Raw genomic sequence first — 21,210 nt, 5'->3', positions numbered from 1 at the left:
AGCCGGCGCAGCTCCGGCGGGGGCGGTTTCGGTGGCGGCTCCGGCGGGGGCGGTGGCTCCCACGGGGGCGGCGGCGGAGGGTCGCGAAGCTTCGGCGGGGGCGGTGGCTCGCGGGGCGGCGGCGGTGGTGGATCGCGCGGGTTCTGAGGACCGAGCGCGGGTGCCCTACATTCCTCCCGTGAGTGCCCAGGCCCCCTCTGCAGTGATCCTCGTCCGCGCGACCAGCTTCGTCCCCAATCCAGCGACCGCGGCCGACAACGCGTTCCAGGCCGACGCCCCGGCCGGACAGACGGAGGAATCCACGGCGGCCAAGGCGATGGCCGAGATGGACTCGCTGGCCGAGGCCCTGCGCGCCGTCGGCGTACGGGTCCACGTCTTCGACGACGACGACCACACCCGCCCCGACAGCGTGTTCCCCAACAACTGGGTCTCCACCCACGCCGGCGGCACCGTGGCGGTCTACCCGATGTACGCCTCCAACCGCCGCCACGAGCGGCGTGCCGACGTGCTGGAGATGCTCAAGTCGGAGTACCGCGTCCAGGAGATCATCGACTACTCGGGCCTCGAGCCGGACGGCATCTTCCTCGAGGGCACCGGTGCGATGGTGCTCGACCACGTCTCGCGCGTGGCCTACACCGCGCGCAGCCACCGCGCCGACGCCACGGTGCTCGAGCGCTTCTGCACCGACTTCAACTACGAGCCGATGGCCTTCGACGCCGTCGACTCCGACGACGTGCCGGTCTACCACACCAACGTCATCGCCTGCATCGGCACCGACGTCGCGATGATCGCCCTCGACATGATCCCCGACGAGCAGCGCCGCGAGCAGGTGCGCGAGCGGCTCGCGGTGACCGGCCGCACGATCATCGAGCTGACCGAGGAGCAGATCCGCGAGTTCGCCGGCAACGCGGTCGAGCTGTGCGGTCGTACGCCGGAGGGGCGGCGCCGCTACGTGATGGCCATGTCCGCCCGGGCGAAGCGGTCCCTGCGTCCCGAGCAGGTGGCGGCGATCGAGGAGACGTGCGAGATCGTCGCGGTCGACATCCCGACCATCGAGCTCGCCGGCGGGTCCGTGCGCTGCATGATCGCCGGCATCCACCTCGATCGCCGTCCGCCGCTGGCCCAGGCCGAGCTCACCGAGGCCGTCGAGGCCATCAACGAGGACAACCCGGTCACCCCCGACGGTCGCTACGTCGACGGCAACGCCTGACCCGACCCGCACGCTCCGTCCCACGCGCTTCGCGGAACCGTGACCGTCTCGGCGGTGTAGACACGGTGCTGGAGCCCAGTTCTTGGGGTCGAGGGACGGGAGGGACGATCAGCACCGACGACGGCAGCCACGACTTCGTGGACGACGCCGACCTGGTCGGCCGGGTGCGCGCCGGGGACACCGACGCGTACGCCGTCCTCGTGCGCCGGCACGCCCCGGTGGCGATGCGCACAGCCGCCCTCCTGGGGGCGGGGAGCGACGCCGAGGACGTGGTGCAGGAGGCGCTGGTGAAGGCGTACCGGTCGCTGGGCTCGTTCCACGCGGACCGGCCGTTCCGGCCGTGGCTGCTCCGGATCGTCGCCAACGAGACCCGCAACGCCCACCGCTCCGCCGTACGACGTGCCGGTCGTGAGGCGCGGGAGGCCCGCCCACCGCTGACCGACCTGCTCGACCCGTCCGCGGAGGTGGTCGGCCGCGAGGACCGGGAGCGGCTGCTCGCGGCGGTCGGGAGGCTGCCCGACAAGCTCTCCCACGTGGTGGCCTGCCGCTACCTGCTCGAGCTCGACGAGGCGGCCACGGCCGTCGTGCTCGGCGTGCCCCGGGGCACGGTGAAGTCCCGGCTGAGCAGGGGCCTCGCGCGGCTGCGCGACGACCTCGCCACGACGATCGAGGAGGTGGACCATGCCTGACGCACTGGAGGAGCGGCTGTCCGCACTGGCCGCCGACCTGCAGGTGCCGGTCCCGGACGGCCTCGAGCGGGCCGTGATGGACCGCGTCGTCAGGACCCGTCCGCGCCGGCGGTGGCGGCGCTGGCTGGCCGGCCTGGTCGCCGGCCTGCTCGGCGTCGGCGTCGTGGCTTCCCCGGTGGGTGCGGAGATCCGCGGCTGGCTCGGCCTGCCCGGGGTCTCGGTGACGTCCGGTGATCCCGTCACCGAGACGCCGACGGTGCCGCCGGCGCCGGGCACGCCCGACCTCGAGCGCGCGGAGCGGCTCGCCGGCTTCACGCCCGTCGTTCCTGCCGAGCTCGGTGCGCCCGACGGCGTGGAGGTCTCGGCGGACCGGCAGGTGGTGTCGCTCAGCTGGACGGCGGAGGACGGCACGGTCCGGCTCGACGAGCTGCGCGGCGACGTCGAGCCGATCTTCTGGAAGACCGCCGACCAGGCCGAGCGCGTCCTCGTCGCCGGGACCGAGGCGCTCTGGCTGCCGACGGCGCACCGGGTGACCGTGGTCCCCGACGGTGGCTCGGTGCGGGACCTCCCGTCCCGCCTGGCCGGCCCGACCCTGCTGTGGCTCGACGGCGACCTCACCCTGCGGCTGGAGGGCGACCTCGACCTGGCCGAGGCGACGCAGATCGCCGAGTCCGTCGACTGACGGAACCCCGACCGGCGCGGCGGTGTATCCCCGGCAACCCGTCCCGAGGAGGAGCCATGCGCAGGATCCTGGCCGTCGCCGTACTCGCCCTTGCCGCTGCCGTGGGACTGCCGGCTGCGTCCCACGCAGGCGGACCGACGAGCGTGCTCATCACCCAGCCCGGCCAGTCGGCCGGCGCCCTCTACTACGACGATGCGGCGTACGACGCCCTGCTGGGGCTGCTGCCCGCCGACGAGACACGAGGCAAGCCGCTGGCGCCCGGTGGCGCTGGTGACGACTACAACCTCACCTGGATGGTCCACGACGTGATGCCGTGGCGCTTCGACCGCGTCCACGTCGCCCCCGACGGGACAGCGTGGGTCATGACGACCTTCTCGGCCGAGGGCGACGGCGGGTGGGCCGAGGTCGACCAGCCGGAGGAGCTCGCGGCCGTGTTGACCCAGGTGCTGGACGACTCGGTCGCTCCCGAGGTGGTCTCGATCCCGGGCGGTGCCACCCCTGCCCCGGCGCCCGCACCGGCTCCCGCCGAGCCCGGGACGGCGTGGTTCTCGCTCGCCGGCTGGCGCTGGGTGGTGCCCGGCGTGCTGATGGGCCTCGTCGTCGGCGCCGTCGCCGCGCGGCGCTCCCGGGACGAGGAGCCGCGTCAGGTGCTGATCAGCTCCGAGGCGTAGCCCCGGCGACCCGGTGCCTCAGGTGGCGAGCTGCACGAGCAGCACGACGTTGAGGACGATGATCGCCCCCGCGGCCGCGACCCCCGCCACGGTCGTCACCCGCCGGTTGACCAGCGACCCCATCACGTCGCGGCGCGCGGTGAACCACACCAGCGGCACCAGTGCGAAGGGGATTCCGAAGGACAGGACGACCTGCGAGGCCACCAGCGCAGCGGTCGGGTCCACGCCGAGGGCGAGGACGACGACCGCCGGCAGCAACGTCACGAGCCGCCGGACGGTCAGCGGGATCCGTCGTCGCAGGAACCCCTCCATCACGACCTGGCCCGACAGGGTGCCGACGCTGCTGGAGGCGAACCCCGAGGCGAGCAGCCCGAGGGCGAAGAGCAGTGCGGCGCCGGTGCCCAGCGTCTCGCCGAGGCCGGCGTACGCCCCCTCGATGGTGTCGATGCCACGACCCGCCAGCGCGGAGGCGGCGACGAGGAGCAGCGAGAGGTTCATCAACCCGGCGATCGTCATGGCCGTCACCACGTCGATGCGCTGGCCGCGCATGACCGTGCGCCGCGCTTCGTCGGTGCGGGCGTGCAGCCGCTCACTGGTGAGTGCGCTGTGGAGGTAGATCGCGTGGGGCATGACCGTCGCGCCGAGCATGCCGGCGGCGAGCACGACGCTGTCGATCCCGTCGAAGCGCGGGAGGGTGCCGTCGAGCACCGCCATCGCGTCGACGCCGCTGATGGCGATGTCATAGACGAACCCGACGAGGATCACCCCGAGCAGGCCGATGATCACGGTCTCGAAGTGCCGGTGCCCGGCGCCCTTGACCGCCAGCAGGGCGAAGGCCACGACCGCGGTGATGGTGCCGCCCACCAGGAGCGGCAGGTCGAAGAGCAGCTTGAGCGCCAGCGCGCCGCCCACGACCTCGGCGAGGTCGGTGGCGATGGCGACCAGCTCGGCCTGTCCCCAGAGCCCTTTCACGACCGGGCGAGGGAGGTGCTCGCGGCACAGCGCCGGGAGGCTGAGGCCCGTCGCGACGCCGGCCTTGGCGGAGAGGTACTGGATGAGCATCGCCATGATGTTGCTGACCACGACCACCCACACCAGCAGGTAGCCGTAGCCCGACCCGGCCGCGATGTTGGTCGCGAAGTTGCCCGGGTCGACGTAGGCCACGGCGGTCACGAACGCCGGGCCCAGGAGCGGCCAGATGCGTCCGGGACGTGTGGGCGTCACCTCGGCGTCGGCACTCCGGCGACGCGTCGGGGGAGCGGCGTACCTCGTGGTCTGGAACACGTCAGTCCCCGATCCGCACCTGGGCGAGCGCGCGGGCGGCGCGGCGACGGTCGACGGCGCGCGTGATGACCTCCGCGACGAGGAAGAGCACCATCATCGGGACGGCCAGCATGAGCATCGAGAACGGATCGGTGGACGGCGTCGCGACCGCCGCGAAGACCACGGTCGCCATCATGATGATCGACCGGTGCTGCCCGAGCTGCGCGCCGGTCACGACACCGGCGAGGTTGAGCAGCACCAGGAAGAACGGCAGCTCGACGGCGAGGCCGAACACCAGCAGCATCCGGGTGAAGAAGGAGAAGTAGTCGCCGAACTCCACCAGGTTCTCGAGGCCGTCGGGCGTGAAGCCGATCAGCACGCCGAGGCCCTTGGGGAGCACGTAGTAACCCAGGGCCACGCCCCCGATGAACAGGGGACCGGCGACCAGCGCGAAGACGCGCGACCACCGCCGTTCGCGCTCGAGCAGCCCGGGGACGACGAACGCCCAGGCCTGCCACAGCCAGTAGGGGCTGGCGGCCATGAGGGCGGCGACGCCGCAGAGCTTGAGGTGGAGCATCAGCGGCCCCGTGGCCCCGGCGACGTACGCCGAGGTCGTGGTGTCCGCCCCCACCAGGTCGCGAGCCTGGTTGTAGGGGCCGAGGACCAGCGCGAGGAGCGGGTCGAAGAACAGGAGCGAGACGCCGAACGCCACCACCAGGACGAGTGCGGACCGGATCAGCCTGGCCCGCAGCTCACGGAGGTGGCCGGCCAACGACATCGTCCCGGGGGTCGAGCCGGGATGGCTGGGTGCGACACGGAGCATGTCGGTGACACTGGCGATCGACATTGCTGGTCCTCTCAGCCGCGCGAGGCGTCCTGGCCGCGGGACGTCTCGACGATGATCGGGTCGACGGCCACGTCAGCCGGGGCGGCCACGTGCTTCGGCTCGGCGTTCGTGTCCTTCGTGTCCGACTTGTCGTCGTCCATCAGTCCCTTGGTCTCGGACTTGAAGATGCGCAGGGCCTGGCCGGAGCCGCGGGCCAGCTCGGGGAGCTTGGAGGCTCCGAAGAGCAGGAGCAGGACGGCGAGGATGATGAGCAGCTCCGTGCCGCCCAGCCCTCCGATCAGGAGGGGCGTCGTGGTGGAAGTCATGCGGTCTTCCTTTCATCGGGTGTTGCGGGGGTGAGGACCTCGTCGACGATCTCCTCGACGGTCTCGTCGTCGACCTCGTCCTCCTCGTCGCGCTCGGCGAGCGCTTCCTCGACCTGACGACGGATGAGCTCGCGCGGGTTGAGGTCGCGCAGCTCGAGATCGGCGTAGTCGTCGCCGAGCGAGGAGCGCAGGTCGTCACGGACGGAGTCACCCATCCGCTTGGCGGTCTTGATCCCGTGGGCCAGCTGCTTGGCCAGCCCGGGGAGCTTGTCGGGCCCGAGCAGCACCACGCCGAAGAAGGCGATGACGGCGAGCTCAGGAAGTCCGATGCCGAACATGTGGGGTGTCCTCTCAGCTGCCCCGGGGCGGTCCGGACGCCATGCGGCGCCCGGACCGTCCGGGGAGGGGAAACGCTCAGGCCCGGTGCTTCGCCGGCTGGCGGCTCAGCACGCGGTCGACCTCGGCCGACCAGTGGGCGGGCCGCATCGCGGCGTGGTGCACCGACGGGTGCGTGGCCAGCCATGAGGCGCGCAGCACCACGAGGCCGAGCACGAACATGCCGAGCAGCTCGGTCGCCGGCACGACGATCACGCGCTCTTGTTGATCGCGCCGTTGACGCCCTGGGGGAAGAAGCCGCCCTTGGTGACCGACTTCGGGTTGAGGTAGACCACGTTGAGCACCTCGCCGGCGGACCGGCTGAAGGCGATGCCGTTGCGGTCAACGGGCGTGATGTTGGCCGAGGTCGCGGTGCCGATGGGCTGGTCCCGGTTGCCCTTGCCGTCGAGACTGTCGCGGGCGTTGGAGATCGCACGCGCCGCGTCCTGCATGTCCTTCGAGTAGAGCGCCGAGCGGACGAGACCCGCGTGGTAGGCCTCGACGGCGAGGATGCCGGCCGCCGCCTCCAGGTAGGTCTTGTTGGAGATCAGCGGTGCCGCGCCCTTGTAGGCCGTGACGCCGACGTCCTCGAACAGGTAGGCCGCGAGAAGGAAGTTGTTCTCGTTGGCGAACGGGTCGAAGGTCTGGCCGGGCTGGATCAGGCCGGCCGCGGTCGCGGCTGCGGTGAAGCTGTTCTGCAGGTCGATCTGCGGCCGCGCGACCTTGGCGCCGCCGAGCGCCTTGCGGAGGAACTGCACGTGGTGCAGCTCGTCCCAGGCGATCTCCTTGGCGTAGTTGTAGATGGCAGGCGTCTGGAAGTTGACCTTCTTGCCGCCGATCACGCCACCCTTCTTGCCCTTGCCCGACGTCAGCTTGTCGTCGATGCCGTGGCCGTAGAAGGCGTAGGAGTAGAACTCCGCCTCCAGGTACTCCAGGTTGAGGGCGAAGTTGAGCACCGCGCCGTCGCTGATCCCCGCTGCCTGCGCCGGGGCGGCGGTGGTCGCGCCGAGCGCACCCGCACCGACCACGCCGAGACCGGCGATGCCGGCCGACTTCAGGAACAGGCGCCGGTCGGCCTCGTTCTCCGCGCTCCGGTTGATCATGTCTGTGACTACTGCCTTGCCGAACATGCGTACTCCATCCAGGGATGTCGCTGTGCGTTCAAGGACGCCGCGCCTCCGGCGGCCCGCCGGGACCGTGGCCCGGCTGGTGTGACCGTCGACTTCGGTGCAGGTGGAGCGGACGGATTGGCCGGATGTGGCGTGGACCACCCCCGCGGGTGGGCAGGCGCTGCCTACCGGGTCGTGCGCTCGGAGGCGTAGAGCCGGTAGAGCCAGTACGCCGACACGGCGCACAGCAGGTGCCAGGCAGCATGGCCCTGCATCAACGAGTCGGGGTCGCACCACCCGGCGTTGCTGAGCAGCCAGATGGTGAAGGCGACCAGCATCGAGGCCAGTGCGACGACGCCGTGGCGGAAGACCCGGCTGGTCTCGCCGCGGCGCCACAGCGCGGTCTCCAGCACGACGGCCACGACCAGCAGCACACCGAAGGCGAGGTTGCCGGAGTAGTGCACGACGGGGACCGGGTCGGGCCACAGCCCAACGAGCTCGCACGCCGCGACGCAGACGACGTACGCCACCACGAACGACGCGGTGCCGCGCCGGGTCCAGCGCACCCACGCCCAGGCCGCGGCGAAGCCGGCGACGAGGTACATGCTCAGCATGTCGAGGTGGCCGCCCCACTCGCTCTGGGTGGCGTGCATGGCGGCGGAGCCGGGCCCGAGCAGCACGACGACGCACGCGTAGAACGTGGCGACGGTGGTCGACATGACGTGCTCGACACCCGGCTGCGCCGCCGTCCGGCGCTGGGCGTGCAGGGCGATCAGGAGGCCGGCGACGACGAAGCCGAGGTTGGACAGCGTGTTGGCCGGCTGCGCGATCGCGCCGTCGTGCGCCCGTTCGCAGAAGTTGGCGCCGCGACCGACGTCCGGGCCGAGCCAGCCCTGTGCGACCGCCAGGGCGAGCAGCGCCGTCGACCCGACCGCGACCCCGGCGGTGGTGGTGAGGGGCCGCGGCACGGGTCGATCGTAGGGGGACCTAGGCGCGGGTGACCTGCACGACCGTCGGGCGCGGGCCGGCGAACTGCCCGGCGGCGGGTGCCGCGCCGGCGGGCACGTAGTCGGGGAAGCGCGACTGCGGGGCGGCCCACGAGCCGTCCTCGCCCGGGTGCTGGACGGCGACGAACACCGAGTCGTCGCGGTCGCGGACGACCGGACCGCAGGTCTCGGCGCCGGACGGCACGGCCAGGAACTGCTGCACGTGACCGCGCTCGGGACCCTCGACGGGCACCTTGAACAGGCCGTCGCTCACCTTGATCGCGCTCGGCTGGCCGTCCGTGGAGACCCACAGGTTGCCCAGGCTGTCGAAGGCGACGTTGTCGGGGCAGGAGATGGGCGAGACCGGACCCGTCCAGCCGCCGAAGTAGCGCCCGGCCGAGGCCTCGTCGCCACAGATCAGGAACAGGTTCCACCCGAACGTGTCGGCCGTGTGGTCACCGCCGGTCGGGATCATCTCCACGACGTGGCCGTCCTTGTTGGCCGGGCGCGGGTTGGGCTCGGTGGGGCCCTCCTTGCCGACCTTGCCGCGGTCGGTGTTGTTGGTGCAGGCGACGTAGATGCGGCCGTTGTGGAGGTTGGGCTCGACGTCCTCCGGGCGGTCCATCTTGGTGGGCTGGACGGCGTCGGCGGCCAGGCGCGTGTAGACCAGCACCTCCTCCAGCGAGAACCCGGCGACCATCGACTGGCCGCCGCGGGTGAGCGGGATCCACTCGCCGGAGCCGTCGCTGACGCCGTCCTCGAGGCCGTCGCCGGTGAAGCGGGCCACCGACAGGTCGCCCTCGCTCAGCAGCGTGAGGTTGTGGCGTCGGGCCTTCGGGCTGTTGCCGGGGCGCATGGTGTCGCGGGAGACGAAGCGGTAGACGTAGTCGAAGCGCTCGTCGTCACCCATGTAGGCCACCACGTGGCCGCCGCGGTTGACGATCACGTTCGCGCCCTCGTGCTTGAAGCGCCCCATCGCGGTGTGCTTCACCGGCGTCGAGGACGGGTCGCTCGGGTCGACCTCGACGATCCACCCGAAGCGGTTGGGCTCGTTGCGGTAGTCGGCAGTCGTGGCGTCCCAACGCGGGTCGACCGAGCGCCAGTTGCGCGAGTCCTGCGTGGCGGAGAGGCCGTAGCGGGTCTCCTTGGGGTCCGTGCCGGTGGCGCGGAAGTACTGGTTGAAGTTCTCCTCACCCGACAGCACGGTGCCCCACGGCGTCGTACCGCCGGCGCAGTTGTTCATCGTCCCGCGGACCGTGCGACCGGTCGGGTCGGCCGCCGTCTTCAGCAGGTCGGACCCGGCGGCCGGACCGTCCACGGTGAACGGGGTGTCGAGGGTGATCCGGCGGTTCAGGCGTGCGCCCGGGACGTACGTCCAGACGTCGCCGCGCCGGCGGCGCCGGAGCTCGACGACCGACATGCCGTGCGCGGCCCAGGCCGTGCGGATCACGGTCGCCGGGTCGGTGCCGGGCGCGAACATGATGCCCTCGTTGGTGTACTCGTGGTTGCACACGAGCAGCGCCTCGGTGCCGGCGCGGTTGGTCTCGATGATGTCGAGGTAGTCGTTGTTGTAGCCGAACTGTCCGGCCTGCGCCTCGGGCGTCTGGCGGGTGCCGTCGAAGGTGGGCGCCCCGGGGAGGATCGGGTCGCCCCACCGCAGGATCGGGTCCCAGCGGTAGCCGGCCGGGACCGTGACGCTGTCGACCGTGGTGGCGACAGGCGCGATCGGGGTGAACGGCAGGTGGCCGGGCTTGCCGTGACCCCCCTTGCCCGGCTTGGGACCGGCAGGAGTGGCGGCCGCGCGAGCCATCGGGACCGCGGTGAGAGCGGCGACGGAGACCCCGGTGCCGACGACGGAGCGGCGGCTCAGGACCGTGGCGGCGACGTCGCGGAAGTACGACGTCTCGGTGGTGTTGGGCACCGGGGCGGAGCAGGCGTCACCGCAGCGCAGGTGACAGGTCACGGCGCTGCGGTTGCCGTGGGTCTGGCCGACCATCGGCAGCAGCGTGCGGGGCGGGATCGAGGTCTGGATCGGGGTCTGGCTCGGGCTCGTGGGAGGGCGAAGCGGCATGGGGGGAGTCTCCGGATGTCGTCGGGACGGACAGGCCGACTCTCGTCATCCGGGTGGCCCCCCGAGGGGCCTGCAGGTGGACGTCAGGTGAACGTCCGCGGGCCCCTCGGCGAAGCGGCTGCGGGATCAGTGCCCGTGCGCTCGACCGGTGCTGACGTCGAGCCACACCAGGCGGTGGTCGGTCACCGGGAAGGGGAAGACCCCGATCAGGCGGGCGAACAGCGGGTCGGTGGACGGCAGCCAGTAGACGCCGGTGTCGCGGACCGCCAGTCGCTCGCTGGGCAGGACGTAGTCGACCCGGAGGTTGCCGGGCGCGTTGTCGGCGAAGTCGGCGGTGTCGCGCTCCGCCGGGCCCTGGTGCGTGAGGTTGATGCCCTTGTCACGCAGCGTCGCCTCGACCGCGCCCGTCGAGATGGGCGTCGGGTCCTGGATCCGCGGGTGGTCGAGCAGCTGCCGGATCGCATCGTCGTACGAGTCCCCGTCGACCGGATCGGCGTTCTGGTCGCCCGCGATCACGAAGTCCTGGCCGCGGCCCAGGCCACCCGTCCCGCCCTCGTCGTCGTAGATGTACGACGCAGCCCTTCCGCCGCTGACGTAGTCGGCCCAGAAGCGGATCTCGTCGTGGTTGCGCCGACCGTTGCGGTCCTCGGTCCCGTCGAAGCTGGGCGGCGTCGGGTGGGAGACGAGGAAGTGGACGGGCTTGCGGCCGGGCAGCTTGATCGGCACGTCCCAGTGCGACTTCGAGGACAACCGGAAGACGTCCAGCTCGGCGGGGGAGTACCAGTCCGCCGGCGGGGCAGTGGCCGGGTCGTCGGGTAGCACGGCGCCCGGCATGTCCTTCCACAGGAAGTGCTGGAAGGTGCGGACGTCGTCGACGGCGATCGGGTACTTCGAGTAGACGACCAGGCCGTACTGGCCCGGGAACAGGCCGAAGCCGTAGGCGTCGTCGCCGCCACCGATCACGCCGTCGTTGTTGAGGTCGAACCCGCTCGGGATGCCGGTGTTGGACTCCGCGACGTAGTAGTAGGGGTAGTCGAGCGGTGCGGCGCCGTTCTGGCCCACCGCGAGGTAGTTGTCGCGGAACAGCTCGGCTGCCTCGCCGTCCTCGGCGTAGTCGAACTCGTTGACGAGGATGACGTCCGCGTCGGCGCGCTGGATCGTCTCCGCGGCGCCGGCCGCCTGCGCGTTGCCCGGCGCCGACAGGTCCGCGACCAGCTGGCCCGCAGTGCCGCGATTGAGCGAGGCGTTGAAGGTGGCGAAGCGGACCTCGGTCGTCTTGCCGGGCTTGGCGGGCTTGGCCATGGCCGCCTTGCCCGGGCCCGCGGCGGCGGGCGAGGTCAGGGAGGGAGCGCCGAGTCCGGCGACGGCGAGGGCCGCGACGGCGGCGAGGGCGAGGCGGGTGGGCCGTGAGCGCATGGGTGATGCCTTCCGAGAGAGGGTCGCCAACGTACGACGGGGTCGTCCTGGTGCGGAAGGCCGGTGCCGCCGGGTTCGGCGAGGGGTCGCCGGGTGTTCACCGGGACGTCAGGGCCTGCCGAACTGCTGGACGAACCGCCTCTGCCACGGCGTCTCCACGGCTGCCGGGTGGTAGGAGCGGCGCACGAAGGCCACCGCCTCGTGCGCGGGCACGCCATCGATGACCGCGAGGCAGGCGAGGGCCGTCCCGGTGCGACCCCGACCACCGCGGCAGGCGACCTCGACACGTTGCTCGGACGACCGTCGCCAGACGTCGACGAGTGCCTCCCGCGCGTCCTCGGGGTCGGAGGGCGTCCGGAAGTCCCGCCAGCGGATCCAGCGCGACGGCCAGCTGGGCGGAGGAGGAGCCTCGGCTGCCAGGTGGAGCCCGAAGTCCGGTCTGCCGGCGTCGCCCACGTCGACCAGCGGGCACCCGCGGAGCGTGCGCCCGCTGGGCAGCACGAGCAGGCCCGGCGTCATCGGCTCCCATCCCGCTCCCACTGCGCGACCGTAGCGCCCGATGCAGGTGGACTGCCTGAGATGCTGTCGCCCGTGATCCCCAGCCCCCGGCGTACGGCCATGCTCCTCGTCGGATGTGTCGTCCTGGGCATCGGTGTCGCGCTGCTGCTGGCGGCCGACCTGGGGTCGGACGGCTACTCGACCTTCGTCAACGGTCTGGCCATCACGACCGGGGTCGACTTCTGGATCGTCAACCTCGTCGTCGGCGTCGTGCTGGTGGCGCTGGCGGCGCTCCGGAAGGTCTACCCGGGGATCGGCACGGTGGTGCAGGTCGTGCTGGTCGGGGTGACGGTCTCGGTGGTGCTGGACCTGATCACGACGCCCGACGCGCTGGGGTGGCGGGCGGCCCTCCTGACGGCGGCCTTCCCCGTGCTGGCGCTGGGCATCGCGCTCTACCTCGGCAGCCACACCGGCGCCGGGCCGGCCGAGGCGGCCGCGCTGGCGTGGGACCCGCCGGTGCCCTTCAAGTGGAGCTACAGCGTGGTGCAGGGCGGGGGAGCGCTGGGCGGGTGGCTGCTGGGCGCGACGGTGGGCGTCGGCACGCTCGCCGTGATCCTGCTCCTCGGCCCCGCGGTGGACCTCGCGGCCCGGTTGTTGTCGCTCGATCTCCACCAGCAGGCGGATCCTGAGCAGCACGTCGCGACCTAGGTGCGGGCGGGTCGGCCGCGGGACCGCAGCACACTGCGCAAGGGCTGCGACCCCGCGACCAGGGATGGGTGGGTCGGCTGGTCAGACGGTCAGCTGGGCGTGCTCGCCGCGGTCCGAGCCCGACTGCGCGATCTCGATCTTGCGGGGCTTGGCCTTCTCCGCGACCGGGACGACCAGCCGCAGCACCCCGTCGGCGTACGCCGCCTCGATGCGGTCGAGGTCGAGGTTGTCGCCCAGCACGAGCTGACGGCTGAACGCGCCGCGGGGACGCTCGGAGGCCAGCGGCTCCCAGTCCCCGTTGCGGGCCACCCGCTCGGCGCGCACGGTGAGGACGTTGCGCTCGACGTCGAGGTCGATGCTGTCGGTGTTGACGCCGGGCAGGTCGAACTCGATCACGAAGCGGTCGCCCTCGCGCCACGCGTCCATCGGCATGACCGCGGGACGGTTGGTCGTGCCCAGCAGCTGCTGGGTGAGCCGGTCGAGGTCACGGAACGGGTCGGTGGTTCGAAGCAACATCGTCTCCTCCTGGATCTGCCGGGTGGACCTGCAAGCCCTGCGGTCCACGACCTGTATTGATGGATACAGGTTTGTTATACCCACGAGATGAGGCAGGATCAAGCCGTCCGGTGAAGAATTTCGTGGGGTCAGGAGGTGCTCGGTGGCTGCCAGCGACGACGGCGTCTACGCGATCTCCGTGGCCGCCTCGATGGTGTCGATGGAGATCCAGAACCTCCGCGTCTATGAGCGCCGCGGGCTGCTGACGCCCGACCGGACGTCGGGCGGCAGCCGCCTCTACAGCGACGACGACGTGGTCCGGCTCGAGCGCATCCGCGACCTGCTCGCCGAGGGGCTCAACCTCGTCGGCATCGCGCGTGTCCTCGAGCTCGAGGACGAGGTGGACCGGCTGCGGGCGCAGCTGGGTGAGGGCCAGGACGAGCAGTCAGCCTGACGCCGGGCGGCTGGTCAGCACCCGCACCGCGAAGTCGGTGGTGAAGTCGTTGTCGAGGAAGCCGACCACCTGGGTGACCCGGTCGAGGTCGAGCGGCAGCAGCCCGCGCGAGCCGGGGACGTCGGGGGTCAGGCCGAGGTCGAGGTCGTCGCGCCCGGACATCATCTGCACGTTGAACTCGTAGCGCTCGCGGGCACCCGGGGCCGAGAGGCGGCGTACGACGGTGGCGCCGACGCGACGCCCGCCGGTCTCGGCCGACCAGTCGTCGAGCGCGCCGAGGAGGGCGGTGCCGCCGTTGTGGTCGATGTCCGACCACGCGGCGTCCATCGAGCCGGCGACGTCGAGCAGGATCGCGGCGGTCTTCTCGCCGATGCCCTGCACGCCGGGCAGGTTGTCGCTGCTGTCGCCGCGCAGCGCGGCGAAGGCCAGGTAGTTGGCCGGGCGCACGCCGTACATGTTGAACAGGCTCGCCGGGTTGAGCGTGGGCGAGCCGTGGATCCCGCCGTCGATGAGCCGCAGCACCCGCGTGTGGTGGCTGATGTGGGCGAAGGCGTCGCGGTCGGAGGTGATGATCACGCAGTCCCAGCCGTTGGCCGTCGCCCAGGTGGCACCCGAGGCGTTGACGTCGTCGGCCTCCAGGCCCGGCGGGGTCAGGGTGGCCAGCCCCAGCGCGTCGAGCAGGGCGGCCGCGCGGTCGAGCTGGTCGATCAGCTCGGGGTCCTTCTCCGCCCGGCCGGCCTTGTAGTCGGGGTAGAGGTCGCGGCGCATCGACCCGGACCGGTCGTCGAGGCCGAAGACGACGGCGTCGGGGGCGAAGGAGTCGATCGACTCGAGGATCTGGCGCAGCATCCCGTGCAGGGCCCAGATCGGGCGACCCTGCCGGTCGCGCAGCCCGGTGTGCGACCGCGCGTGGTGGTTGCGGTGCAGCAGCGACGGGGCGTCGACGACGAGCAGCAGCCGGCGGGTGCGGGTGTTCGGTGTCATGGCGATCGGCGACAGCCTAGGCGAGGCTCGTAGGGTCGGGGGAAGTGAGCCGAGCCCGACGCACCGAGGAGACGCCTTGATCTTCATCACCGCCAAGTTCCCGATCAAGCCCGAGCACGCCGACGACTGGCCCCGGCTGTCGCGGGCCTTCACCGAGGCCACCCGCGCCGAGGACGGCTGCCTGTGGTTCGAGTGGTCGCGCAGCCTCGAGGACCCGAACGAGTACGTCCTCGTCGAGGCCTTCCGTGACGGCGACGCCGGCGGGGCGCACGTCGGCTCCGACCACTTCAAGGCCGCCCAGGCCGAGCTCCCGCAGTACCTCACCCGCACGCCCGAGATCGTCAGCACCGAGGTCGACCAGGACGGCTGGAACGAGCTGGGGGAGATGACGGTCGGCTGAGCCTCAGGCGCCGAGACCGTCGAGGTAGTGCGCGAAGCCGTCGGGGGCACGGCCGGTCCGGCGTCCCGAGGTGACGACCGGCACGGCGCCGGTCGCCAGGGACGGCACTCCGGCCTCGCGCATCGCCGTCACCAGCCCGACGTCCTCGTGCGTGGGCAGGAGCGGGAACCCGCCCGCCGCCCGGTAGGCGTCCAGCGTGAAGCCGAGGTTGGCGCCGTGCACGTGGTCGTGGCCGTCCGCGGTGGTGTGGCGTTGGTGCCAGGCCGACAGCGCTCCGGCGGGCAGGTCACCGGGCCGCGGCTCGACGGTGCCGACCACGAGGCCGACGCCGTCGGCGGCCCACGCGAGGTGCGAGGTCAGCCAGTGTCGCGGGACGACGCTGTCGGCATCGGTGCTCGCCACCCACAGGGAGCGGCTGCCGATGCCGGCCGCCCACGCCGCGGCCGCCTCGACGCCCTCCGACCTGGCGACGCCGACGCAGCCGGCGAGGGTGGTGACCGCGACGACGCCGTCGCGGTCGCGCACCACCCGGTCGGAGCCGTCGCGGCACGCGTCCAGGACGACCACGACCCGCGTGGGGACGTCCGGGTACGCCGTGCCCAGCGCGTCGACGGCGGCCGCGACCGCGTCGAGGCAGGCGGGCAGCAGGACCTCCTCGTCGCGGGCCGGCACGACGACGGCCACGGCGTCAGGACGCGTCACGAGGACCGTCCCAGCACGTGCAGCAGGAAGTCGGGCTCCTGGTGCTCGACCAGCACCCGACCTCCCGCAGCCAGGAAGGCGTCGACGAACATGTCGTGGACCGCCGGCCCGGCCAGGGGCCAGCCGACGGGCTGGTGGCGCCAGTGGCACAGGAGCACGTGACCGTCGTCGGCCAGTGAGGTGAGGCAGAGCCGGACCAGCTCCGCGAGCCGTCGGGGGCTGAGGAAGTAGCCGACCTCGGACACCGACACCAGGTCGTAGCGGGCGGCCGGCCACTCGTCCGGCACCCGGGCCAGCCGCACCTCGAGCCCGTCGATGCCGGCCGTACGCCGACGGGCGAGGTCGACGGCCGTGGGGCTGTCGTCGACGGCCAGCAGCCGGTCGGTGCGGGTCGCGAGGTCGATGGCCAGCGCGCCGACCGAGCAGCCCACCTCGAGGGCGAGCGGGTAGTGCTCCCGCGGCAGGCTCGCCAGCGACACGGCACGCTTGCGGCGCTCGTAGAAGGAGTCGACGTCCCACGGGTCGGCTCGCTCGCGGTGGACCCGGTCGAGGGACTCGTCGTCGGCCTCGGGTCCGCCGACCAGGAACACCTCGTGGTCTCGGCCGAAGTGGGCGAGCAGGTCGGGGCCGAGGAGCACCTCGTCACCGGGCGCGGCCGAGAGCGGCCGGACCTGGCTCCCGTGGGCGTCGACGGCCGCCCGCTTCGCCGTCATGGCCTCTGCCGACAGCGGCAGCCGCGCAACGGGGGCCCGTGCGAGGTCGTCCGGGCGACCCCAGTGCCACCACCAGACGGGGTACTCCCACAGGAGCGCGTCGGTGCGGTGGGCGGCGGTCGCGGCGGCCCGCCCCACCGCCTCGTGGTCGGGGTGGCCGTCGCCGCGCCACGGCGCGCAGAGGAGCACGTCGGCACCATCGGTGCCGATCGTCTCGACGAGTGCCGCCACCAGCTCCTCCTCGTGCTCGGCCACCGCGCCGTCGGGGAGGTCGAGGCAGGTGACGTGCGCGTCCGGGGCGAGGACCTCCGTGGCGCGACGCAGCTCCGCCCGGCGCACCTCCGCGAGCCGGCCGGGGGAGTGGGTGGGCGAGTGCGGGTGCGAGCCCTCACCGGCCGTCGCAGTCACGACCTCGACGCTCCGACCCGCGCGCGCGGCGGTGTGCAGCAGGCCGCCCGCCCCGAGAGTCTCGTCGTCGGGGTGCCCGCCCACGACCACGACGCGGCTGCGCGACCCCGGCAGCTCGAGGGTCGGCACGCTCGCCAGGACGTCCGACCACGACCCGGCCGTCGTACCGGGGTGGTCGTGCCGGAAGCGGGGAGCGATCACCAGCCCGACCCCGGGTCGTCGAGGAGCTGCCGCCCGAGGGACGCCTGGTCGCGCTCGGCGTGCCACTGGCGGAGGTAGAGCTCGAGGTCGGCCACCCGGCGCGCGTGCGCCTCGTCGGTGGCCAGGGGACCGGGCCCCAGGGCATGCGCGGCACGCCGCAGGACGTCCTCGGACGCGTCGGCGACCACCTCACGCACGCGCAGTGCGGCCCGCCAGCCGACCGGTCCGGCGAGGTTGCCGGCGTCGAGCGCCGCGGCCGCCTGCTCCAGCACGGCCCGGGCGCCGTGCAGCCGCGCGTCGACGGCGCCGAGGTGCATCAACGCCACCTGGTCGGGCTCACGCGTGCCGGATGCCGCCACCATGCGCCTCGCGACCCCCACCGCCCCGCCGAACCAGACGGCGGCCACGCCGATCGCACCCCACGCGAACCCGGGCCGCTCGAGGTACCACCCGGGCGCCCCGACGGCGCGCGCGTCCACCCCGTCCAGGTCGAGGGGACCCGAGTCGACCGCGGTGAGCCCGCGCGCCACCCACGTCCCGGCCACGGCCGTCACGTCCGGGTGGTCGAGGTCGACGGCGAAGAGCTGTCGTTGCTGGCCGACCCACGCGCTGATCAGCGCGTGGTCGAGCTCGCCCCCGAGAGAGCACCAGTGCTTGCGCCCGTCGAGGACGTACGACGACCCGCTCGGCGTCGCCCGCAACGGCTCGCCCGGCCCCTCGGCGGCGAACACGCCCCAGGTCCCGTCCCCGGCCTCCTCGCCCGCCTGCCCGAGGATGGCGTGGGCGTCCAGGTGCGGCTCCAGCACCCGCGCGACGGTCAGGTCGGCGGCGGCGACGCTGGCGAGGGCCGACCACAGGAACGCGGTGCTGCCGCTGCCGGGGTGCGGCAGCCGGCCGCCGACGTCACGGGCGAGGCCCAGCGCAGCAGGTACGTCGCCCGCTGCGGCCGTGGCCTGCCCGGACAGCACGATGAGCTCGCGCCGTTGCTCGTTCGTCGTGGCTCCGAGCTCGACGGGCCGGGTACCGGCCCCTGCATCTCTCGCGTGGTCGTGCGTCATCTGTCCCCCCGGCTCGCGCGCCACCTCCCGGCGCGTGGCGCTGCGCGCCGAGATGGACGCTACGAGCGCGCACGCCCCCAGCGGGACCTCCCAAGGGCTGGTGGTCGTGCTGCTCTGCCGTCAGCCCTGCGCGGCGTAGTCGTCGTCGGTGACGTGCTCGAGCCAGGTCACGACCTCGCCCTGGTCGTCGGCCTCCTGGATGGCGACGTGGGCCATGAAGCGACCGGCGGTCGCGCCGTGCCAGTGCTCCTCGCCGGGCTCGATGTAGACCACGTCGCCGGGTCGGATCTCCTGCGGCTGGCTCGTGCCGTCCTGGCCGCGGCGGGCGACGTAGCCGATGCCATCGGTGACGTAGAGGGTCTGGCCCTTGGGGTGGTGGTGCCACGCGGTGCGGGCTCCGGGGGTGAAGCGGACGTGGGCGCAGCCGACGGCGGACTGGTCGTCGGGGTTGCGGATGCCGTCGATGTAGACGTCGCCGGTGAACCAGTCGGCGGGGCCGGGGGCGGTGTCGGCGGAGCTGCGGGTGAGCTTCATGGGGTGGAGGACTCTTCCTGGGGGTGGGGGGAGTGGGCGGTTGCCTGCTCCGACGCTGCCCAGGAGGCGAGCAGCCGGAGTCGTTCGGCGGAGGGCGAGCCGGGCTCGGCCGTGTAGACGAGCAGGACGAGGCCCGGCTCGGCGGTGATGGCGAGCTCCTCGTAGGCGAGGGTGAGCTCACCCACGACCGGGTGCTGGAAGCGCTTCGTGCCGGTGCCGTGGGTGCGGACGTCGTGCGCTGCCCAGAGGCGGCGGAACGTCTCGCTGCGGGTGGAGAGCTCGCCCACGAGGTCCTGCAGGCCGCGGTCGTGCGGGTCGCGACCCGCCTCGGTGCGCATGATGCCCACGCACATCTCGGCGAAGAGGTCCCAGTCGGGGTAGAAGTCCCGCGCGGCGGGGTCGAGGAACTGGAAGCGGGCGAGGTTCGGCGTACGACCTCGAGCCTGCTCGTCGTCGTCGCCGACGACGGGCGAGTAGAACGCGCGGCCGAGGGTGTTGGTCGCCAGCAGGTTCTGGTGGGGGTCGCGGACGAAGGCGACACCGTCGGTGATGGCCTCGAGGGCCCACCGCAGGCTGAGACGCGACGCGGCCTTCGCCGGCGYACGACGACGAGGACGGCTGCTGGTGGGGATGCCGTCCGCGGCACGTGCGAGGTCGTACAGGTGGGCGCGCTCGGTCTCGTCGAGCTGCAGCGCCCGCGCCAGCGCCTCCAGGACGCTGGACGAGGCGCCGGCGATCTGGCCCCGCTCGAGCCGGGCGTAGTACTCCACGCTCAGGCCGGCCAGCGTCGCGACCTCGCTGCGGCGCAGCCCCTTCACGCGGCGGCTGCCGGTGGTCGGCAACCCGACCTGCTCCGGGGTGATGCGGGCGCGGCGGGTGGTGAGGAACTCGCGCACGTCGTCTCGGTTGTCCACGACGTCGAGACTAGGCCGGTGCAGAGCCGCCCCGTAGCCATGAAGGGTGCCCTGTCGGTGCACCCCTCGACAGGGACTCCCACACCCGTCCGCAGGCGGGTTCACTCGATGTCGAGGCGGCACCAGCACGCCGCCCAGCCCCACGCAGGAACCATGGACGACGAGGAGGAGCCCAGTGCCATGCGCCAGGTAGTCAGGCACCGCCACCAAGGTGCTGCTGCTCCCATGACGGGCAACCCTGCGCGGGCGGGCGTCGCCACGCTGGCTGCCCTCGCTCTGGCCCTCGGTGCCTGCGGAGACCAGGACCGGGACGAACGTTCGGATCCGGGCACTGGAGCCCCGGCATCGCCCAGCGGCGGCCGTTCGGAGCCGACCCACGCCAATCCCACACCCACCGACGACGGGAGCGACATGCAGATCCACCTGACCCTCGGCGACCTCCGGTTCGCCGCCACCCTCGACGACAGCGCCGCGGCCGACGACCTCCTCGCCCAATTGCCGGTGACCGTCGACATGACCGACCACGGTGGCGTGGAGAAGACCGGCCCGCTGCCCTCGCCGCTGTCCCTCGACGGCCAGCYMGACGGCGCCGACCCCTCTGTCGGGGACCTCGGCTACTACGCACCGGGCAACGACCTCGTCCTCTACCACGGCGACCAGTCCTTCTATCCCGGCATCGTCGTCATCGGCCGGCTCGAGCGTGGCGCCGCGGAGCAGATCGCCCGGATGGACGGATCCGTCACCGTGACCGTCGAGGCGGGCTGACCCGATGGAGCTGCAGGAGCTCCTCGCGACGGCGCCGTGACCGGGCGGACTCGGGCGGTCAGTCGGCGATGTCGACGACGAGGCGTGGCGGGTCGGTGAGCGTGAAGACCCGGAACGGCCGCTCGTCGCCCTCGACGCCTGCGAAGACCTGGGTGTAGCCCTCGAACCAGCCGTTGACCTGCACCTCGGCCACGGCGCCGGCGGGCCCCAGGCGCGCGGGCACCTCGAAGGAACCCGGCTCGGGCATGGCGGTGCCGGACGCGCTGATGGTCAGCACGTGGTCGCCCTCGAGCGGCACGACGTCGCCACTGCCCTCGGCGACCGCCTCGTCGCTCCACGCGACGCCCCAGCCCGGGGTCGCTGTGCCGCTGAGCTCAAGCACGACGCGGTCGAAGCCGTCGTGCTCACCCACGCGTACGTCGACCAGCTGCAGGTCCCACTCGCCCGACGGCTCGGCGGTCTGCGGGTCGGTCGACTCCGGGAACGGCGGCCCATCGGGCGCAGGCGCCGGGGAGGGCGACTCTGCCGACGCAGAGGGCGATTCGGACGGGGAGTCCGACGGGAATGCAGACGGCGTCCCCGGTGACGTCTCCGACGCCTCGGGAGAGGGCGACGTGGTCGCGTCGCTCGCCGAGGTGGGGGAGGTGTCGGTCCCGCAGGCCGCCAGCAGCAGCGCGGCAGCGGCGAGTGTCCCGCCCAGTGCTCGGCCCATCGTTCTCCCTCGGTAGGTGCCGTTGACCGGCGGTCCCAGC

At 72.7% G+C, this 21,210-nt stretch carries 26 protein-coding genes; 8 read left to right on the top strand and 18 right to left on the bottom strand.

The window, feature by feature from the left end; translation table 11 throughout:
- The first annotated feature begins 178 nt into the window (after positions 1–178).
- The 4 genes from ctlX to AC1DP1_RS16200 all read left to right on the top strand — a co-directional run bounded on the left by ctlX (position 179) and on the right by AC1DP1_RS16200 (position 3,252).
- Complete coding sequence (ctlX, locus tag AC1DP1_RS16215) at positions 179–1,210, top strand: citrulline utilization hydrolase CtlX (protein ID WP_477507689.1); 1,032 nt, start codon at positions 179–181, stop codon at positions 1,208–1,210.
- 137 nt (positions 1,211–1,347) lie between these two features.
- On the top strand, positions 1,348–1,899 hold the full coding sequence (locus tag AC1DP1_RS16210) for an RNA polymerase sigma factor (protein ID WP_477507688.1): 552 nt from the start codon (positions 1,348–1,350) through the stop codon (positions 1,897–1,899).
- Complete coding sequence (locus tag AC1DP1_RS16205) at positions 1,892–2,581, top strand: hypothetical protein (RefSeq protein ID WP_477507687.1); 690 nt, start codon at positions 1,892–1,894, stop codon at positions 2,579–2,581. The genes AC1DP1_RS16210 and AC1DP1_RS16205 overlap by 8 nt, the downstream gene beginning before the upstream one ends.
- Before the next feature lie 56 nt (positions 2,582–2,637).
- Positions 2,638–3,252 (top strand): hypothetical protein, encoded by a 615-nt coding sequence (locus tag AC1DP1_RS16200; RefSeq protein ID WP_477507686.1) that lies wholly within the window; start codon positions 2,638–2,640, stop codon positions 3,250–3,252.
- 18 nt (positions 3,253–3,270) lie between these two features.
- Here AC1DP1_RS16200 and AC1DP1_RS16195 read toward each other — a convergent pair whose 3' ends face one another.
- The 10 genes from AC1DP1_RS16195 to AC1DP1_RS16150 form a co-directional block, all read right to left on the bottom strand.
- Positions 3,271–4,476 (bottom strand): Nramp family divalent metal transporter, encoded by a 1,206-nt coding sequence (locus tag AC1DP1_RS16195; protein ID WP_477507692.1) that lies wholly within the window; start codon positions 4,474–4,476, stop codon positions 3,271–3,273.
- A gap of 61 nt (positions 4,477–4,537) precedes the next feature.
- Positions 4,538–5,362 carry a twin-arginine translocase subunit TatC gene (gene tatC / locus AC1DP1_RS16190; RefSeq protein WP_477507685.1) on the bottom strand — a complete coding sequence of 275 codons (825 nt, stop codon included), beginning with the start codon at positions 5,360–5,362 and terminating at the stop codon, positions 4,538–4,540.
- An 11-nt stretch (positions 5,363–5,373) separates the two neighbouring features.
- Positions 5,374–5,667, bottom strand: a complete 294-nt coding sequence (gene tatA, locus AC1DP1_RS16185; protein ID WP_477507684.1) for a Sec-independent protein translocase subunit TatA — start codon at positions 5,665–5,667, stop codon at positions 5,374–5,376.
- Entirely contained in the window at positions 5,664–6,005 is a 342-nt protein-coding gene (locus AC1DP1_RS16180) for a twin-arginine translocase TatA/TatE family subunit (RefSeq protein WP_300052201.1), read from the bottom strand. Before AC1DP1_RS16180 ends, tatA begins: the two co-directional genes overlap by 4 nt.
- A 76-nt stretch (positions 6,006–6,081) precedes the next feature.
- Entirely contained in the window at positions 6,082–6,258 is a 177-nt protein-coding gene (locus tag AC1DP1_RS16175; protein ID WP_457187619.1) for a hypothetical protein, read from the bottom strand.
- Positions 6,255–7,145, bottom strand: coding sequence for a ferritin-like domain-containing protein (locus AC1DP1_RS16170; RefSeq protein WP_477507683.1), 891 nt, complete (start codon positions 7,143–7,145; stop codon positions 6,255–6,257). The genes AC1DP1_RS16175 and AC1DP1_RS16170 overlap by 4 nt, the downstream gene beginning before the upstream one ends.
- 191 nt (positions 7,146–7,336) lie before the next feature.
- The gene (locus AC1DP1_RS16165) at positions 7,337–8,119 is read right to left on the bottom strand and encodes a ceramidase domain-containing protein (RefSeq protein WP_477507682.1); all 783 of its coding nucleotides are present in this window, start codon (positions 8,117–8,119) and stop codon (positions 7,337–7,339) included.
- Positions 8,120–8,138: 19 nt separating this feature from the next.
- Positions 8,139–10,208, bottom strand: a complete 2,070-nt coding sequence (locus tag AC1DP1_RS16160) for a PhoX family protein (protein ID WP_477507681.1) — start codon at positions 10,206–10,208, stop codon at positions 8,139–8,141.
- Between the two features lie 126 nt (positions 10,209–10,334).
- On the bottom strand, positions 10,335–11,624 hold the full coding sequence (locus tag AC1DP1_RS16155; RefSeq protein ID WP_477507680.1) for an endonuclease/exonuclease/phosphatase family protein: 1,290 nt from the start codon (positions 11,622–11,624) through the stop codon (positions 10,335–10,337).
- 108 nt (positions 11,625–11,732) lie between these two features.
- A complete protein-coding gene (locus AC1DP1_RS16150; protein WP_477507679.1) occupies positions 11,733–12,164 on the bottom strand; it encodes a protein-tyrosine phosphatase family protein in 432 nt (143 codons plus the stop codon).
- Between the two features lie 51 nt (positions 12,165–12,215).
- On the opposite strand from AC1DP1_RS16150, the gene AC1DP1_RS16145 reads away from it, so the two are divergent.
- Positions 12,216–12,830: a DUF6198 family protein gene (locus AC1DP1_RS16145; protein WP_477507678.1), complete on the top strand. Its 615-nt coding sequence runs from the start codon at positions 12,216–12,218 to the stop codon at positions 12,828–12,830.
- 81 nt (positions 12,831–12,911) lie between these two features.
- Here the strand turns inward: AC1DP1_RS16145 and AC1DP1_RS16140 are convergent, their stop codons facing one another.
- Positions 12,912–13,346: an Hsp20/alpha crystallin family protein gene (locus AC1DP1_RS16140; protein ID WP_477507677.1), complete on the bottom strand. Its 435-nt coding sequence runs from the start codon at positions 13,344–13,346 to the stop codon at positions 12,912–12,914.
- A 142-nt stretch (positions 13,347–13,488) separates the two neighbouring features.
- Here AC1DP1_RS16140 and AC1DP1_RS16135 point away from each other — a divergent pair, with 142 nt between their 5' ends.
- Positions 13,489–13,779 carry a MerR family transcriptional regulator gene (locus tag AC1DP1_RS16135; RefSeq protein ID WP_477507676.1) on the top strand — a complete coding sequence of 97 codons (291 nt, stop codon included), beginning with the start codon at positions 13,489–13,491 and terminating at the stop codon, positions 13,777–13,779.
- On the opposite strand, the gene AC1DP1_RS16130 is transcribed toward AC1DP1_RS16135, so the two are convergent.
- Entirely contained in the window at positions 13,771–14,763 is a 993-nt protein-coding gene (locus tag AC1DP1_RS16130) for a 5'-3' exonuclease (protein ID WP_457187601.1), read from the bottom strand. The genes AC1DP1_RS16135 and AC1DP1_RS16130 overlap by 9 nt on opposite strands.
- 76 nt (positions 14,764–14,839) lie before the next feature.
- Between AC1DP1_RS16130 and AC1DP1_RS16125 the strand changes: the two genes are divergently transcribed.
- On the top strand, positions 14,840–15,163 hold the full coding sequence (locus tag AC1DP1_RS16125) for a putative quinol monooxygenase (RefSeq protein ID WP_477507675.1): 324 nt from the start codon (positions 14,840–14,842) through the stop codon (positions 15,161–15,163).
- Positions 15,164–15,166: 3 nt separating this feature from the next.
- On the opposite strand, the gene AC1DP1_RS16120 is transcribed toward AC1DP1_RS16125, so the two are convergent.
- The 5 genes from AC1DP1_RS16120 to AC1DP1_RS16100 form a co-directional block, all read right to left on the bottom strand.
- Positions 15,167–15,865: a glycosyltransferase family 2 protein gene (locus AC1DP1_RS16120; protein WP_477507674.1), complete on the bottom strand. Its 699-nt coding sequence runs from the start codon at positions 15,863–15,865 to the stop codon at positions 15,167–15,169.
- On the bottom strand, positions 15,862–17,187 hold the full coding sequence (locus AC1DP1_RS16115; protein ID WP_477507673.1) for a PIG-L family deacetylase: 1,326 nt from the start codon (positions 17,185–17,187) through the stop codon (positions 15,862–15,864). The genes AC1DP1_RS16120 and AC1DP1_RS16115 overlap by 4 nt, the downstream gene beginning before the upstream one ends.
- Positions 17,184–18,245, bottom strand: coding sequence for an acyl-CoA dehydrogenase family protein (locus AC1DP1_RS16110; RefSeq protein ID WP_477507672.1), 1,062 nt, complete (start codon positions 18,243–18,245; stop codon positions 17,184–17,186). Before AC1DP1_RS16110 ends, AC1DP1_RS16115 begins: the two co-directional genes overlap by 4 nt.
- A gap of 120 nt (positions 18,246–18,365) precedes the next feature.
- Positions 18,366–18,779: a (R)-mandelonitrile lyase gene (locus AC1DP1_RS16105; protein ID WP_477507671.1), complete on the bottom strand. Its 414-nt coding sequence runs from the start codon at positions 18,777–18,779 to the stop codon at positions 18,366–18,368.
- On the bottom strand, positions 18,776–19,693 hold the full coding sequence (locus AC1DP1_RS16100) for a helix-turn-helix transcriptional regulator (protein ID WP_477507670.1): 918 nt from the start codon (positions 19,691–19,693) through the stop codon (positions 18,776–18,778). Before AC1DP1_RS16100 ends, AC1DP1_RS16105 begins: the two co-directional genes overlap by 4 nt.
- Before the next feature lie 411 nt (positions 19,694–20,104).
- Here AC1DP1_RS16100 and AC1DP1_RS16095 point away from each other — a divergent pair, with 411 nt between their 5' ends.
- A complete protein-coding gene (locus tag AC1DP1_RS16095; protein WP_477507669.1) occupies positions 20,105–20,458 on the top strand; it encodes a cyclophilin-like fold protein in 354 nt (117 codons plus the stop codon).
- Positions 20,459–20,516: 58 nt separating this feature from the next.
- Here AC1DP1_RS16095 and AC1DP1_RS16090 read toward each other — a convergent pair whose 3' ends face one another.
- Positions 20,517–21,170 carry an AMIN-like domain-containing (lipo)protein gene (locus AC1DP1_RS16090; RefSeq protein WP_477507668.1) on the bottom strand — a complete coding sequence of 218 codons (654 nt, stop codon included), beginning with the start codon at positions 21,168–21,170 and terminating at the stop codon, positions 20,517–20,519.
- Between the last annotated feature and the right edge of the window lie 40 nt (positions 21,171–21,210).

The sequence above is a fragment of the Nocardioides sp. P4_G10 genome (assembly GCF_056401175.1).
This window is presented reverse-complemented; position numbering and strand designations above follow the sequence as displayed.